Source organism: Chryseobacterium defluvii (genome assembly GCF_014204415.1).
GTDB lineage: Bacteria > Bacteroidota > Bacteroidia > Flavobacteriales > Weeksellaceae > Chryseobacterium > Chryseobacterium defluvii_A.
The window spans coordinates 575,487-591,798 of record NZ_JACHLE010000002.1 but is presented as its reverse complement, the minus strand read 5'-3'; the positions used below and the strand labels follow the sequence as shown (position 1 = coordinate 591,798).

The 16,312-nt window shown below is 38.1% G+C and carries 15 protein-coding genes; 4 read left to right on the top strand and 11 right to left on the bottom strand.

The annotated features are described in order from the left end of the window. Nucleotides 1–29: 29 nt before the first annotated feature. The 3 genes from HNP38_RS11200 to HNP38_RS11190 are packed head-to-tail and all read left to right on the top strand — an operon-like array spanning nucleotide 30 to nucleotide 1,997. Nucleotides 30–413, top strand: a complete 384-nt coding sequence (locus HNP38_RS11200) for a DUF3127 domain-containing protein (protein WP_184189470.1) — start codon at nucleotides 30–32, stop codon at nucleotides 411–413. A 56-nt stretch (nucleotides 414–469) separates the two neighbouring features. Beyond that, nucleotides 470–1,123, top strand: coding sequence for a leucyl/phenylalanyl-tRNA--protein transferase (aat, locus tag HNP38_RS11195; protein WP_184189468.1), 654 nt, complete (start codon nucleotides 470–472; stop codon nucleotides 1,121–1,123). Further along, entirely contained in the window at nucleotides 1,110–1,997 is an 888-nt protein-coding gene (locus HNP38_RS11190; RefSeq protein ID WP_184189466.1) for a DMT family transporter, read from the top strand. The genes aat and HNP38_RS11190 overlap by 14 nt, the downstream gene beginning before the upstream one ends. Before the next feature lie 85 nt (nucleotides 1,998–2,082). On the opposite strand, the gene HNP38_RS11185 is transcribed toward HNP38_RS11190, so the two are convergent. The 8 genes from HNP38_RS11185 to HNP38_RS11150 all read right to left on the bottom strand — a co-directional run bounded on the left by HNP38_RS11185 (nucleotide 2,083) and on the right by HNP38_RS11150 (nucleotide 12,441). Beyond that, a complete protein-coding gene (locus HNP38_RS11185; RefSeq protein ID WP_184189464.1) occupies nucleotides 2,083–3,462 on the bottom strand; it encodes a tetratricopeptide repeat protein in 1,380 nt (459 codons plus the stop codon). Nucleotides 3,463–3,678: 216 nt separating this feature from the next. Next, nucleotides 3,679–5,061, bottom strand: a complete 1,383-nt coding sequence (glmM, locus tag HNP38_RS11180) for a phosphoglucosamine mutase (RefSeq protein ID WP_184189462.1) — start codon at nucleotides 5,059–5,061, stop codon at nucleotides 3,679–3,681. A 1-nt stretch (nucleotide 5,062) separates the two neighbouring features. Then, nucleotides 5,063–5,899 (bottom strand): DNA damage-inducible protein D, encoded by an 837-nt coding sequence (gene dinD / locus HNP38_RS11175; RefSeq protein WP_184189459.1) that lies wholly within the window; start codon nucleotides 5,897–5,899, stop codon nucleotides 5,063–5,065. 82 nt (nucleotides 5,900–5,981) lie between these two features. After that, nucleotides 5,982–6,134 carry a hypothetical protein gene (locus HNP38_RS11170; protein WP_184189457.1) on the bottom strand — a complete coding sequence of 51 codons (153 nt, stop codon included), beginning with the start codon at nucleotides 6,132–6,134 and terminating at the stop codon, nucleotides 5,982–5,984. Further along, entirely contained in the window at nucleotides 6,134–8,167 is a 2,034-nt protein-coding gene (feoB, locus tag HNP38_RS11165) for a ferrous iron transport protein B (protein WP_184189455.1), read from the bottom strand. Before feoB ends, HNP38_RS11170 begins: the two co-directional genes overlap by 1 nt. Continuing rightward, nucleotides 8,167–8,421 (bottom strand): ferrous iron transport protein A, encoded by a 255-nt coding sequence (locus HNP38_RS11160; RefSeq protein WP_184189453.1) that lies wholly within the window; start codon nucleotides 8,419–8,421, stop codon nucleotides 8,167–8,169. The genes feoB and HNP38_RS11160 overlap by 1 nt, the downstream gene beginning before the upstream one ends. Before the next feature lie 128 nt (nucleotides 8,422–8,549). Further along, nucleotides 8,550–9,461 (bottom strand): GLPGLI family protein, encoded by a 912-nt coding sequence (locus tag HNP38_RS11155; protein WP_184189451.1) that lies wholly within the window; start codon nucleotides 9,459–9,461, stop codon nucleotides 8,550–8,552. Between the two features lie 277 nt (nucleotides 9,462–9,738). Then, nucleotides 9,739–12,441 (bottom strand): TonB-dependent receptor, encoded by a 2,703-nt coding sequence (locus HNP38_RS11150; protein WP_184189449.1) that lies wholly within the window; start codon nucleotides 12,439–12,441, stop codon nucleotides 9,739–9,741. Nucleotides 12,442–12,781: 340 nt separating this feature from the next. On the opposite strand from HNP38_RS11150, the gene HNP38_RS11145 reads away from it, so the two are divergent. Further along, nucleotides 12,782–13,663 (top strand): cupin-like domain-containing protein, encoded by an 882-nt coding sequence (locus tag HNP38_RS11145; protein ID WP_184189446.1) that lies wholly within the window; start codon nucleotides 12,782–12,784, stop codon nucleotides 13,661–13,663. Between the two features lie 59 nt (nucleotides 13,664–13,722). On the opposite strand, the gene HNP38_RS11140 is transcribed toward HNP38_RS11145, so the two are convergent. The 3 genes from HNP38_RS11140 to HNP38_RS11130 all read right to left on the bottom strand — a co-directional run bounded on the left by HNP38_RS11140 (nucleotide 13,723) and on the right by HNP38_RS11130 (nucleotide 16,248). Beyond that, entirely contained in the window at nucleotides 13,723–14,133 is a 411-nt protein-coding gene (locus HNP38_RS11140) for a hypothetical protein (protein WP_184189444.1), read from the bottom strand. Next, the gene (locus HNP38_RS11135) at nucleotides 14,123–14,404 is read right to left on the bottom strand and encodes a hypothetical protein (RefSeq protein ID WP_184189441.1); all 282 of its coding nucleotides are present in this window, start codon (nucleotides 14,402–14,404) and stop codon (nucleotides 14,123–14,125) included. Before HNP38_RS11135 ends, HNP38_RS11140 begins: the two co-directional genes overlap by 11 nt. A 119-nt stretch (nucleotides 14,405–14,523) precedes the next feature. Next, complete coding sequence (locus tag HNP38_RS11130) at nucleotides 14,524–16,248, bottom strand: hypothetical protein (protein WP_184189439.1); 1,725 nt, start codon at nucleotides 16,246–16,248, stop codon at nucleotides 14,524–14,526. Nucleotides 16,249–16,312: the final 64 nt, after the last annotated feature.

Genomic DNA, 16,312 nt, shown 5'->3' with positions numbered 1-16,312 from the left:
CTTACTTTTACATCGTTAACATTTATGATATGGAATTACAAGGAACGGTAAAGAAAGTTTTTGAAACTCAAACATTTGCAAGCGGCTTTCAAAAAAGAGAATTGGTTATTTTAACTCAGGAACAATATCCGCAGCCCATTAGTATTGAATTTTTAGCTGATAAAATAAATTTATTAGATAATGTATCTGAGGGGGAGAATGTGAAGATAGGAATCAATATCAGAGGAAGAGAATGGACTTCACCACAGGGAGAGACTAAATATTTCAACTCTATTACAGGTTGGAGACTGGAAAAGGTTTTTGATAGCGGCAGCAGTGCCGAGCCTACACAGGCTATGCCTGCACAATCCGCATCTCCCGTATCTAATGAAAATCCGTTTGCCGGAGACGACGACGACGATCTTCCTTTTTAATCAAGATATAACAACGAAATGTCAATCCTGCTTTTTAAGTGGGATTTTTTTTCTCAATGGTTCGATTAGACGAAAACGAAATTTCATTTCCCGACCCCGAGCTTTATGACGGCCATGAAGGCGTTATTGCTTTTGGAGGCGATCTTTCCGTAGAGCGCATCTGGTTTGCCTACCAATTGGGTATTTTTCCTTGGTATAACCCTGATGAGGAAATTCTCTGGTGGTGTCCGGATCCGAGGTTTGTCCTTTTTCCGGATGAATTAAAGGTTTCTAAATCTATGAGAAAGATCCTGAACAAAAACCTATTCACTTTCACGGAAAATAAGGATTTCAGAGGAGTGATCAGCAACTGTCAGGCAGTCAGCAGGAAAGACCAGACGGGGACCTGGCTCTCAGATGAGCTGATGGAGTCATTCATCCGGCTTCATGAATACGGATTGGCCAAAAGCATTGAGGTATGGTTGGATAATGAGCTGGTAGGAGGATTTTATGGGATGCAGATCGGAAATGTTTTTTGTGGTGAAAGTATGTTTGCCAAAGTAAGCAATGCCTCAAAAGCAGGATTTATTCATTTCGTTGAAAGCAACCGTGAAAATATTGATCTGATCGACTGCCAGTCGCATACCGAACATCTGGAAAGTTTAGGTGCCGGAATGATCCCTAAAAAAGAGTTTTTAAAAATTTTACACAAAAATAATGAACGCAGATAAAGAAAAGTGGATCCTTCTCATTATCCTCAGCATCATCTGGGGTTCATCATTCATTTTAATAAAAAAATCCCTGGAGCATTTTAACCCCTTTCAGGTAGGAGCATTAAGGGTCCTTATCGCGGGGATTATTTTATTACCAATTGCCATTTCAAAATACAAGCTTTTTCCAAAAAAACAGATAAAATGGCTTCTTTTGGCTGCTTTTACCGGGAATTTCATTCCTATGTTTTTATTCCCGATTGCAGAAACAGAGGTAAGCAGCAGCATTGCGGGAATCATCAATTCCATGATGCCTATTTTTGTAATTATTGTAGGGGCACTGGTCTGGAAATTTGAGACCACGAAAAAACAGATCATCGGCACTCTCATCAGCTTTACAGGGGTATGCCTGCTGGCTTTCGGAGGAGGAGAAGGTGGAGAGTTTAAACTGATCCCGATATTATTGCTTCTGCTGGCCACTTTGTGCTATGCCATAAGTACTACCACGGTAAAATCCAAGCTGATGGATGTTTCTTCTACTATCCTATCCGCATTTGTATTTTCTTTTGTATTATTTCTTCCGTCTATTATTGCTTTGGCCTTTACAGGATTCTTTTCAGAGTTCACCTTTTCAAAAGATAATATGACAGGGCTAATGTTTGTGGGACTATTGTCTGTTTTTGGAACCGGTCTGGCCATGATGATGAATTACAGGCTATTGAAAGTGTCCTCTCCTCTATTTGCCTCCACAGTAACATTATTGATGCCTATTGTTGCCATCGTCTGGGGCATTCTGGATGGTGAAAAGCTCACTGTTCTGCAGTTTATAGGCACCGCAGTCATTATCGGCGGACTGATCTTTTTAAGGGCAAAATCGAATGGAATAAAAAAATAAATCCTGCAGTGATGCAGGATTTCTATTTAAGTTTGTTTAATTACTCTATTCTTAACTATTAAGGCTAAGGTTAGACTCTTTTGGATTAATTCTTTTTCTTCACCTTTGCCCTGGCTTTCTTTACACCATCCCTGATAAACGGATATTTCTTCTGCATATCCTGAACAAGTGACGGATCCAATGCCAGTGCCTTCTGAAGGGCTTCCACTCCTTTTTCCTGTTCTTTTAAATTGAAATAGCAATTGCTCAACTGGTAATATAATTCTGCCCTGTCGTGCTTTTGTAATGCCGAATACAGCAGAGTAACGGCTTCTTCATACTCTCCCAGAAGCATTAATACCTCCGAATAGGCATACCAGTTATAAAATCTTGATGGTTCGGCATCAACCAATTTCTTCAGACAGGCAAGGCTTTCCTCAAATTTACCTGAGTCTATGAATAAAAATGCAAGCCTCTTTTGATAATCAAGATTATTTTCATTCAGTAAGGTTGCTTCTTTTGCAAAGTACAGCGCCTCTGTCATTCCGCCCATTTCCTCATACAGGTAAGACTGCTCCATCATCGAAAGATAGAACTGGGGGTCTTCCCTCAGGGATTTCTGGAATGAGTTCAGAGCAACAATAGGCTGCTTCAATGCTTTATGGCACAATCCTATTTTATAAAAGGTGAATGCTTTTGTGTATTCCAGCTCAAGCATTTCTTCATATACTTCTATGGCTTTTTTGTATTGCCCCAAAGCTTCATAGCATGCCGCTTTATTTGCATACACCCCCACAGAACTTGAATTAATTGCCAGCAAATAGTCATACCCTTTTATAGCTTCTTCATAGTTCTTTTTGTTGAAGTAGAACTGTCCGTATTCGAACCAGGCGGTTTCGGAATAGGGAAATTCATCTAAATATTCATTAAGAAAGGCTATTGCCTCCTCGCTCTTATTCAGGTCGCTAAAGCAGATCATACAGTTTTCCAGTGCGTATTCATCCGTTGGATCTTCTTTCAGTGCTTTTCTGTAGTGTTTAAGAGCGTTAAAAGGATCTCCCAGGTTCACATATTCATCCGCAATAAAGTTATGAAGGAAGTTTTCTTCTTCTTTCAGCTCAAGTGCTTTTTTACAGATGTCAATGGATTTTCTGGGGTTTCCCAGGTTCGAATAATACTTCGCATAGCATACCAGAAAGTCTGTATTCTCCATAGATGAAGCCTTCAGCTCATCAATAAGCTCTTTTGCGGTATTATACTCTTCCCATTCCAGCAGGACTTCAAGTTTTTTGATCTTGATGTCCAAAGAATTGGGATGAAGCTTAAGGCCATAGTTAACTGCATTGTCTGCATAGTTAAAATCTCCCAGCTCCAGATAATAAACAATAATGTCTTCCAACTCTTCTGTGTCAAAGTAGAATTCATCATTATTTTCCATCATTTCCTCGAACTTTTTTACAAGTTCATTTCCAAAATACTCTTCCAATATATACAAGTTTAAGATTTAAGACTTGAGATATGAGATATACAAATACTCGGTTCTGAAAATCTTAGTACTATAAAGTTAATAATAATTCTTTTTAAAATGAATGAAATTCGTCTTAATTTTTTGAGGCAATTCCGGGGATAAAGTTTAATTTATTTTAACCCCCTCCTATGGATTTATTTTACAATAAAATCATATGGCCTCTTCATTTTTTTATTAAATCAGGCTTCTGATTTTTGTGATCATTTCATCACCCAGCTTATCGGCTTCTTCCTGAGATTTTGCCTCTGTATAAATTCTGATAATCGGTTCCGTATTAGACTTTCTGAGGTGAACCCAATTGTTTTCAAAATCTATCTTAACTCCGTCTACCGTAGAAACCTCTTCATTTTGATATTCTTTTTCCATTTTGGTTAAAAGCTCGTCTACATTAATCTCCGGAGTAAGCTCTATCTTCTTTTTGCCCATAAAATAGGCCGGATATCCAGCTCTAAGTTCGGAAACCGTTTTATTTTCCTTTGCAAGATGGGTTAAAAACAGTGCTACGCCTACCAGAGAATCTCTTCCGTAGTGAAGGTCTGGATAAATGATTCCTCCGTTCCCTTCTCCTCCTATCACGGCATTTTTCTCTTTCATTAAGGTAACCACATTTACTTCTCCAACTGCGCTTGCAAAATATTCTGAATCATGGGCCTGCGCTACGTCTCTCAATGCCCGGCTTGAAGAAAGGTTTGAAATGGCAGCCCCTTTCTTATTTTTCAACAAATAATCGGCAACTGCAACCAGGGTATATTCTTCCCCGAACATTTCTCCTTTCTCATCGATCAAAGCGAGCCTGTCAACATCCGGGTCTACAACAACTCCAAAGTCTGCTTTTTCCTTTTTAACCAATTCGCAGATATCTCCCAAATGTTCTTTTAAAGGCTCCGGATTATGAGGAAAATGACCGTTTGGCTCACAATATAATTTTACGGTTTCACAACCAAGCTTATCCAGCAGCATAGGTATCGCAATACCTCCTGTAGAATTCACGGCGTCTAAAACCACTTTAAATTTCTTCGCTTTAATGGCCTCAACATCTACCATCGGCAGATCAAGGATCTTTTGAATATGGATATCAAAGGCGTCTTCTCTTGTCTCATAGGAACCCAGATCATCCACTTCTGCATAATTGAAGTTTTCATTTTCTGCCAAAGCCAGAACCTCAGCCCCGTTTTCCCCGTTAATGAACTCTCCTTTATCATTTAACAATTTAAGGGCATTCCATTGTTTGGGGTTGTGGGAAGCAGTAAGGATAATTCCGCCGTCTGCATTCAGTTCTGGTACCATAACCTCAACGGTAGGTGTTGTGGAAAGCCCCAGATCTACCACATTGATCCCCAATCCCTGTAATGTTGCCGTAACCAGGGATGAAACCATTTGCCCTGAAATCCTTGCATCTCTCCCGATCACAAGCGTTAAATCTTTTTTATTTTTATTGTTCTGAAGCCATGTTCCGAATGCCGAAGCAAATTTCACCACATCAAGCGGGGTTAAGTTATCATTTACTTTTCCGCCGATTGTGCCCCGGATCCCTGAAATACTTTTTATTAATGACATTTTATTTTTTCTTTGTTTGCTTTAAAATTTTCTTTTCTTCACCTTCCAGTTTTCGCTGGACTTTTTTGATATCTTCTAGTGCCGGAAGGCTTTCAGGCTTTATTCCTCTTTCTCCTAACATTTTTCTTACTGCTAAATTATTTTCAATATGCTCATTAGTAATTTGAGAATCTCCATTTAAGTCTTTTTCAACAACATTATGACTGGTTAATTCCGTCGCAAAATCTTTTGCTTTAATTGTTAATGTAGGAAGAAAATCTGCAAGTGGCCGACTTTGTGGAACTCCCATTTTTTTCTTCATTTCATTTGTTGTATAGCCTCCAAACAAAGCCTGATCTCCTTTTGACCGAATTATTGAAAAGCTTTTATCATCAACTCCTCTTTCATATATGATTCCCGAAAGTTTTTTCTCAGCTTTTGATAATTTTTCTCTTGCAGTTATCCTTTCAACATCTAACAATCTTTTTTCAATAATTTCTTGTTTTCTTGTTTGAACAGCAAAATAGGTTTGGGCAAAAGCAATTTCAGGTTTTGATGAATCTCCGTTCTGAGCAATTAAATAACACCCATACCGAGTTAAAGCTATATCTGATATTTCTCTTTCAGAGCCACTTCCAAGTAAGACCATTTTCCCGATATCGGCAAAATGGTTTTTGGAATCTTCTCCAACATTTTCACAAGCTTTTTTAGCTTTTTCAATAACCTTTAAAAAGTTGTCCCATTTTGTATAATTGAGAATTTCCTGTAAGTCTCTTGCACTCCAACATTCAATGTCTTTATATAAATGTGAGGCATTTTCGAATTTCAAAAAAAGGTCCTCTATTAATTCTCTTTTCATATTATCTGTGTTTTGTATAATACAAAAATAAATAAAATATGAATTTTAAAAATTATTAGTTTTCCACAGGAAATATCCTTTCTTATGAACATCCGCAGTCTTTATCACAATGGGTTCTTTTTGAGCTGAACTTCTTAGGAGCAAAGTTTTTCCTGATCATCCTGAATAAAGAATAGCAGGCTAATGCCACAATAAGGAGTATAAGTATATATTGAAAGATTAATGATGTGCTCATTATTTTAATATTTGATAAGCAAACATAGACACAAAATATGCCAAACCAGTCATCATGATCATCTGAAAAGCAGTCCATTTCCAGCTTTTGGTCTCCCTGTAAACAACTGCCAGTGTAGAGACGCACTGCATGGCAAATGCATAAAATAAAAGAACCGAAATTCCTGTTGCAAAATTAAAAACCTTTGTTCCATCCGGTTTTACATCATGCCTCATTTTATCGATCACTTTCATTTCAGGGGCATCATCATCCAGGCTGTACAGTGTTGACATAGTTCCAACGAAAACCTCTCTCGCCACAAAACTGGTAAGGATCCCAACGCCCATTTTCCAATCGTAACCCAGAGGTTCTATTATCGGTTCTATGGTCTTTCCCATTTTTGCCAGGTAAGACTGCTCAAGCTTTACATCGGTTGCAACGAACTGTTCCGGGGTTTGCTTAGGTCCGAAATAACTCAGGAACCAGATAATGATACTTACAATAAAAATAATTTTCCCGGCTCCAGTGATAAAATCCCATACTTTTCCCAAAACCATTTTGAGATCATAGCCAAAAAGTGGTTTTTTGTAAGTAGGCAGATCCATTACCAGGTATGTTTTTCCTTTATTTTTAATGAATTTATTAAGAATTGCGGCTGAAAACAGAGCCACCAAAAATCCCAGTAAATACATTCCCAATAAAACCAAAGCTTTATATTTTATTCCTAAAAAGGTTCCTTCTGAAATGATCAGCCCGATGATAATGCTGTAAACCGGAAGCCTTGCGGAACAGGTCATGAAAGGTGTTACCAGAATGGTCAATAGTCTTTCTTTGACGTTTTCAATATTCCTTGTTGACATGATAGCGGGAATTGCACAGGCTGTCCCGGAAACCAATGGGACAATACTTTTTCCATTCAGCCCGAAAGGCCGCAGAAATCTGTCCATCAGAAAAATAACTCTTGCCATATACCCAGAGTCTTCCAGCAGGTATAAAAAATACAGAAGAATCCCGATCTGCGGTGCAAAAACAATAATTCCTCCTAATCCCGGAACGATCCCATTAGAAATTAATGAATTGACCGGCCCTTCCGGCAAATGCTCTCCTGCAAAAGCAGAGAACCAGGCAAAGAACTCATCGATCCAGTTCATCGGATATTCTGCTAGGAAGAAGACGCTTTGAAATATGATAAGCAAAACTCCCAGAAAAACCACGTATCCCCAGAATTTATGAACCAGTATCTTATCCAGTTTTTCCGTCAGAAGTTCTTTGAATTGAGGCTTTTTAGAAATAACATCCGCTAAGATCCTGTCTACATTCTGATATCTCCTTACGGTTTCCTGAACCTGTAATCTTTTCGGAACCATACTTTTAGCTTCAGGGGTATTCATCAGCTCGTGTATGGATTCTATTCTCCCCGGTTCCATACCCGAAAAAATGGCCATCCATGCCTGATAGGGATTGTCGATCCCTTTATGAGCCGCAAATTTCTGAAGAAAATCTTTATACTCATTCGGTGTATCGAATGAAATCTGATCTGTTTTTACAAATTCATTGTTGAATACGGCTTCTCTTATTTCATCTATTCCTAAATGTTCTTTGGCATTGGTCTGAATAATTTTAATACCACCCGCTTCAGAAAATTTCCGGATATCTATATTAATTCCTCTTCTTTCTGCCTGATCGATCTGATTAACGACTAAGATCATCGGAATTCCCAAATCCTGGATCTGCTGAAAAAGCAGCAACCCGCGTTTTAAACTTAATGCTTCTAGGATATAAATAACTCCTGAATAATTTTTCTGTTCTTCAATAAGAAATTTAGAAAAAATAGCTTCGTCCTCAGAACTTGGATAAATACTGTATGACCCGGGCAGATCAACTACCTCAACTTCTTCATTTTTATAGACATAGTTCCCGGAATGGCTCGCAACGGTAACACCGGCATAGTTCCCTGTTTTCTGTTTTTTATTACATAGGGTATTGAAAACCGTGGATTTTCCGACATTCGGATTTCCGACCAAAAGGACTTGTTTTTTCTTATTTTCCTGCATCAATTCAGTTCTTCAACAATGATATAATCTCCCTCTTCTTCACGAAGAGCGATGCGGCTTTTTTCCTCCCCAAACTCTACATACATAGGCCCGTTAAATGGCGCCTGATAAAGTATTCTGAAAACAGTCTCCGGCAGGAGGCCCATCTCTATGATCTTATTGGGCATTTTCAGGCTGTCATTATCATACCCCAGTATCTTTCCCATTTTGTTCTTTGGAAATCCGCTCAGTTTATGTAAATTCTTTTCTTTCAAAACTGTTTTTTGTGAATGCAAATATACGCTATTTAAATTTAATCTAAATAACCGGGCCTTTCTAAAAAATAAACCCAAATGCACTGATACATTTGGGTTTATCAAAATATAATTTAGTTGATATGAAGCTATTTTTTCTTCTTTTCCGGGGCAGGCTGGGTTTTCTCTACAGGATTGTCAACGGCACCATAAAAGTCCTTATACATTTTTTCCTGATTTTTGATCATTTCTCCTACGGTGATATCGCTTCCCGGCATTTTCTGAGACATCATCTCAGGCTTTAAGTACGGCCTTGCCGAAGCTAAAGGATCTTTTTTGAAATCATTGAAGGTTTTATTGAATTTTTCTCTTGAAACTTCGGTAACCTTAAGGTTCATTCCGGAGATTTTTTCTGCATAAGACAGTTCTTCCCAATTGGCCACTTTCTTATTTCCCTGAAGCACCCAGGAATAGTTTTTATCTGCATCTTCAATTTTCACGATAAGTCCCGGAAGTCCTGAAAACTTATAAGGGCCGTCCTGGAAAGGCAGGTCTGTAGTAAACCAGGCCGTCCATTGTCTGCCTCCGAATTCCGTAGTGGCTTTCTGAGCGGTATAGGCTCCTATTTTTTCTTTCTCGTTCGAGATCTTCCAGTCAAATTTCAGGTTTTCGGTATAGGCGATATTTACCGGAGTAAATCCGTTGGCGATCCTTTCAACATACTGAACTTTCATGTCCGGATAAAATTTATCGATCTTTTCTGAGAATTTTGGCATTCTGATCGTTTTTGACAGGTCTTTGAATGTCCCTGATTTTTGCATGGCCTCTACTTCAACTTTTATAATGGAGTCCTGTGCGATAACTGTGTAGTCTCTGTAAATAGATTTATCCTTTGTAACATCCAGAACGGTCATTACTTTTTCAAGTTTGGTAGAATCTTTTTTGGGCTTAAAAGTTAATTCATAAAAGAAACGGTTTGCTGTTTCTTTTGATTCCTCTTTATCCTGCGCATTGGCAAAGACGAAAAGGGCAATAAAAAATACTGAAAAGAGTTTTTTCATTTTAAAAATGTTTACTAATTAGTTATTACTTTGGCTATTTTGTTACAGATTTTTTTGCTTTATTTTATTCTGTTCAGAATTTTTGTTCTCAAATTATTTTTATGTATTTGATATTTAGTACGATTTGAATCCTTACAGATAATTTATATTTTTTGAGATCCCGTACAATTATGAGATCGCTTTACATGAGAGTACAATCCTTCTGCAGATCATCCTTTTTCTGAGCAGAATAAAATACAGGAATCAGAAAACCAATCCTGAGGATTGGTTTTCTGATTTATTTAAAGTTGAATTTTACGGTTAGCATAACCTGGCTTGGCCGGAGCTGTATTCTTGTATAAGAGATACTTTGTGGATTGATATCATAGGTTTCAAACACTTTTTTATTGGCAATATTCATCCATTTTAGCTCAAAATCAACGTTTTTCTTGGCCCAGCTGAACTGATAGGATACGTCATAAAATGCATTGTTGTATTTATTCAGTCCTGAGTTCGTGTTTACCTGATCCCAGTTAAATCCGATCGTATGATTTTCTACCGGGTAGAAGAATACTCCCAGGTTGTGGGTAAATCCTTTTCTTGAATTTTCATTGTTCAACTCCGCTCTAAGGCTTCTGCTGGTTTGCTTTGTTCTGGAGATGCTCGCATTATAATCTATACTCATCCAATCGAAATAGGTATTGTTGAATTTAAATCCGTATGACTGAGTGTTGTTTTTGCTGTTATAAGCGTCATCATTCTGATAAGCATCCGATTTGGAGGTATTATTACCATAGGTTACGGAAGCGTTGGTCTTGAATTTCGGGAAATATTTTCCTACTTCCGCACTGTATGCGTTGCTTAATGCATGATTTTCTTCTTCTCTATACCCGATAATGGTAAAACCTGAAGTATTTCTGGTAGGAGAAGAAATAAGGTTTCTTTTGGTGTCGCTATAGCGATAGTTAACGTTAAAGAATAAATTATTCAATGGGTTTCTGTATTCCAGTCTTGTTCCTGCTGATTTTGTATTATTCTGTGGAATAGGGTTTTCTACATCCATAGCATACAACCCGCTTGGAGATGTCATCAGGTAACCGGCATACGCAGAATTAACTTCCCCGAAATTATTATTTATATTTCCGCTTACCGAAGCTTTCCAAAAAGAAGCAAAGGTATATTGTGCAAAAATATTCGGTTCAAAGGTAACCTTGTTCACAGATTTGGAAACATTTCTGACAGGATCATCTGCCTTGATGTTATTAGAATTTACCGGAAGGTTGGCATAGATCATCCATGCATCATTTTTATAATTGACTCCTACACTTGCATAAGGTACTGCCGTGGAATAGGTAAGATCATTATTAAATTCTTCGCCATATCCGAAATACTGCCCGTTCTGTAAATTGGTAAGATCTGAATTGAGGCTTGTCCTTTTAAAATTGAATCCGATCTCAGGGGTAAATGTCCATCCTTTTTTAGAGAAACCTATATTTGCTGAATGATTGGCTTCAAAAGTTTTCATTCTAAAGTTCTGTCTCACGGTTTCTGCATTATTACCCGGATTAAAACCAGGAAGCTTCAGATATGAGGCTGGTGTAACATCTAAGGTCTGTCTGTCATTCTGATAATTAATGAAAGACTGAACATTAAACATTTTTTCTTTCCATGGAATAATCGTACTCAATGAGTTCTGGAAAGAACTGGTGGGTGAGTCCACTGATTCTTCTCCATGCCTGCTGCCCAAAGGATCCGTCCTGTCTGCAATTGCTCTGTCTGCATTCCAGAATTGTGAAAAACTGGTTGTATTTTTAAAAAATCCTTTTTTCGCGTTTTTGGTAAAGATCAATTCTCCTTTTGCTTTATTGGTATAAAATTGATTAAAAATATTCTGAGTCACCCTTGATGCTGCCTCGTCAGATGTTGCAAAATAATCTGTCTGACGGTAAGATTCCCTTTCTACAGCATTATTAGTGTAATTGGCGTTGGCTTTAAGTTCCCACTCTTTTTTCTTATCGATATTGGTGAGATAGTTTGCCGAAACATAATGAACATTGTTCATTAAATATCTTTTCACAGGAAGATTAGGTACATCTGCATTTTCTACATTCAGCCAGTCATTTTGTGCCGCATTGATCCTTCTTCCTTCGAATCTGTTCCCGAAAGCCAGAATATTCCCTTCATTTTCCACCTGCTCACCCATATTATTGGTTTTGTAATTGACTACCCACTGGCTTTTCTGCCCGAAGAACATTGGGGTCAGTTTCACATTCCAAAGCCATGGGTCTCCGAAACCGCTTCCTACTTCCCCGCGTCCGGTCATGGTAACTGATTTTTTCAACTTGATATTGATCGCCGCCTGATCTGAAGGAACTTTATCCTGAAGGATCTTTACGGGCTGGTGGTTTTCAAGTACTTCAACTCTCTGAACGGCATCTTTAGGCAGGGAATTGTTGATCGTTCCATAGCCTCCTTCCATAAGGTCTTTTCCGTTGACATAGAATTTATTGATGGCATTTCCCTGATAGAGGATGGTTCCGTCCGCATTCACCTCTACCCCTGGAATTTTCTTCATAACGTCTGCAAGGGTCCTGTCGTTTTTACTGTCAAAAGCCTTAAGGTCGTACGAAATGGTATCGCCTCTGGCAGTGATCATTTTTGTTTTAAGCTGAACTTCTTTTATCTCCGTAGCTTCGGACTGCATTTTAAAGCTCAGATTCTGATCACTGTTGCTGATCTGTTTTGTTAAAGGTTTTTGGTTAAATGCCTTTACTTTCAAGTCTACATTAGATTCTGCAGAGGTAAAGGTAACTTTATATTCTCCTTTGGAATTCGTTATCCCATAAGCCAAAATTGCATCTTTTCCCGGTTCTTCAATGGTTACACTGGCACTTGGAATGGCTATCCCGTCTTCATCAGTAATTTTTCCCGAAACTGTTTTCTGCGCAAAAGACAGCACAGAGAAAAAAATCATCAGGAAGAAAAAAATATTCTTTTTCATAGTTCATTATTTGGCTTATTAGTTATTGTTTGTTTTTGTTTGTTACACTTCTATAAAGATCTATTTTCCAAATAAAGGTTAAAACATGCTGTATCACTATAAAAGCAGTGATGTTTTTTTATAAAATTTTTCTTTTGGGAATAAAGCGCCATGAAAGAATTCCCGTGTAATATTCTTTACAGGAGTTTTGTTTTATAAGAATCAAGCTAATCTCCGTATTGTACTTAGAGTTTATTTAGTCTAAATATTTAAATTGCTAATATCAATCATAGATTAAAAAAAATTTAAACAGGTCTTCATATATATTTATTTAATAATTTTGTAACATAAAATTTATAGAATGGGAATTATTTTAAAGCCTATAGATATTGTAGATGATATTACCAAAGAAGAATTCTACGAAAAATATCTTAAGCCGAGAAGGCCTCTTGTTATTAAAAATATGGCAAAAAAATGGCCGGCTTATCAGAAATGGACAATGGAATATGTGAAGGAGGTTGTGGGAGATGTGGAAGTTCCGCTATATGATAGTTCAAAAGCTGATCCCGCAGCTCCCATCAATGCTTCTGCTATGAAAATGAAGTTTGGAGATTATATTGACCTGATTCAAAGGGAACCAACGGACCTGAGAATTTTCTTCTTCGACCCCATAAAGCACGCTAATAAATTACTGGAAGATTATATTTCACCTAAAGATTTAATGGGTGGTTTTCTGGATAAATACCCGTCTATGTTCTTCGGAGGAAAGGGCTCTGTAACTTTTCTTCATTATGATATTGACATGGCCCATATTTTCCATACTCATTTTAACGGAAGAAAACATGTCCTTCTCTTCGATTATAAATGGAAAGAAAGGTTGTATCAGCTTCCGTATGCAACTTATGCACTGGAGGATTATGATATTGAAAACCCTGATTTTACAAAATTCCCCGCTCTGGACGGCGTAGAAGGTATTGAATGCTACCTGGAACATGGGGACACGTTATTCATGCCGACCGGGTGGTGGCACTGGATGAAGTATCTGGACGGAAGTTTCTCCATTTCTTTAAGGGCATGGGATAAATCCTGGGCCGTAAAAGCTCACTCTTTATGGAATCTTACGGTACAGCGTAAGTTCGACGATATTATGAAAACACAGTTCAAAAAGAAATACATGGACTGGAAGGAAGGCATAGCAGTCAAAAGAGCCAATGCTGCACTGAAAAGGGGACTTCCTAAGTAAAAAATATTATTTTCATTAAAAAAGGCTGTGGTATCATAAATATATCACACCTTTTTGTTTTATCCTTCCTGTAGCAGGAGTTCTTCCATATTTCTGATGACCTCATTGCATGAAAAGCAGGCTTCTTTTCCGTCCTGGAAAAACCATCTGCAATTGTTGCGTATCGGACAAGGGAGCAATTCTGTATTTTTATATTTAATATCTAGGTCCTGGACTTTGTGGGACAAGGTGCACTTAGATTCCTCACTGCTCCATTGTGCACAACCCTTTTCCACACATTTTCCCATAAAACGGAATCTCTGCTCAAGGTTGTTCTTTCCTTCGTTAAGTGCAAGGAACTCTTCGGTGACGGTAAGCGGGGTAATGAACTGTACTTTGCCGTCTTTGTTTACCACTCCGAAAAGTTGTGCCCCGGCTTTTCCAATATAACTGGGACACAGCTTTTTTGAAGGATTTATATCAGCCTCCATAACCTTTAATTTGAGACTGCAGGTCTTTAATCTGTGACTGGATATCTATTCCCGGTTTGAAAATAATGATTCCCCACGGGAACCAGTCTTTAATTCTGAGGGGTTTTACGAGCCCCTTAAAATCTCTCTGTGCTGCAAAAGACTGGCTGTTGTCAATTTTTGAAAGTTCAGAAAGTACAACGTTTTGAATACCTTTGTCAATATTCTTCAACTGTGCATCGGTAAGGTCAACACCTTCCAATGAAATGAAAAAATGCTTTTTAGTTGCCATGATCGTTGTTTTTATGGTTTTATACAACGAAGCTAGCCCTAAAATAATAAATATTCTTCAGGATAATCCCCCAAACAGGCAGGGGAAAAACACTGTAATTTTAACTGATTATCAGTTGTTTATAAAACCCTGAAGACCGGATACTGCCGGAATGTTTTTTCTTCAAACCATGGCGATTGCCTGTAGATCCAGTCTAATTGGGCATCTCCGTCATCAGCAAATTTTTTATCGGATGATTTTTTTGCTTCAAAAGCATCTTTCAGTTTTTGATCTTTTTTTAGCAGTTCGGAAGCGGTATCTTCAAAAATATAGGCTGAAAAATATTCTTTCTGACTTAAAATACCGTCAAAAAAGTTCCAGTTGAAAAAAGAATCCAATGCCTCCGGTTCCAGCGTTTCAATGATATATTTTACTCCATCCTGATGGGTTGGAACCAGGTAATCTCCTGTAGAAAAAGTGATCTTCTTCATTGCTCTGTCAACGGTAGTTTCATAATGAAGATAGTGTCCTTCATAAGGGTTTTTAACAGTTTCGAAGCTCCTGATCCTGTATGACTCAACGGAAATAATACTGTCCTTCTGAAGAGGCTCCATCTGAATATGATTTCGTTTAAATTCTTCTATGACTTTGTGCTGTGACCGGGGAATCACATAATACCGGGGGATGGTAATATATCCCGTGGGCACTGCTGTTGTAAACAGTTTTATCTTTTTGGTAAAGGGCTTATTCCTGTCGTAGTATAGTCTGGGTTTCCCTGAAATTTCACTCGGTTTATATTTCCCTTCGTATCCTTTAAAATCCATTGTGGCAAACTGTGTGGAGTCTATTTTCCAACGGATTCCGTATTGCTTTCCTGCCTGATACTGCTGCAGGTTTTTAAGGCGCAGTTCTTTTATTTTTTTGTATTCCCGATCCAGATTGCGGAGATTGACAAGCATATATTTGTAGGTGGCATCCACCCTTTTGTCATAAGGTTTCAGCATATGCGTTTCAGGCACAGTGCCCAAAGTATTGAACAAAGAAGTGTACCCCGTGGAATATCTGGGTGAATCTTCAAAGGCAGCAAAACCAATCTCCGGAACATCTCCGTGAATGTTCACATAAGGAGTACTTTCATAGCCCAATTCTTTTAGATCATGAAGATTTTTCACCTGATAATCTTTATGAAAATATTCTCCCAAAACATCTCCCAACCTTTCTTTAAATGTTGAGATATAGGTGAATGTATACTGATAATCTGCCCCGTTGCTTACGTGATTATCAATAAAGACATCCGGCTTCAGCCAGTGATAGATCTCCTGGAAACTTCTGGCATTTTTGGAATCTGCTTTGATGAAGTCCCTGTTCAGATCAAGATTCCTTGCGTTTCCCCTGAATCCGTATTGCTCCGGCCCGTTTTGATTGGCCCTGGAAAAAGATCCCCGGTTCAGCATTCCGCCTACATTATATGCTGCAATGGCAGCCACGATAAAGTTTCGGGGTGTTTTTACTTTTCCTGTAGCCAGATCACGCATCAGCATCATGGTGGCATCTATCCCATCCGGTTCTCCGGGATGGATCCCGTTATTGACAAAAAGAACCGCTTTGTCCCTTCTGAGCTTTTCCAGATCTTTTTCAGGAAAAGGATTATAAATTACCACATAAATGGGCTTTCCATTGTCATCTTCTCCTTTCTTAAGGTACTGAATGGTATTGAAGCTCCCGGAAAGTTCCTGATAATAAGCATTCATTTCATCATAGGTAGCCGTTTGGTTTCCATTTCCTTTTTCGAAAGGTGCCTGAAAGGGCTTTTGGGCAATAAGCAGCGAAATATTCAGGAAGAGTAATAGATATTTCAGTTTCATTGAGGCAAAATTTTAAGTTTTAAAATTACAATTTTGAAATGATGCCCGAATGAGGAAGCCTGAA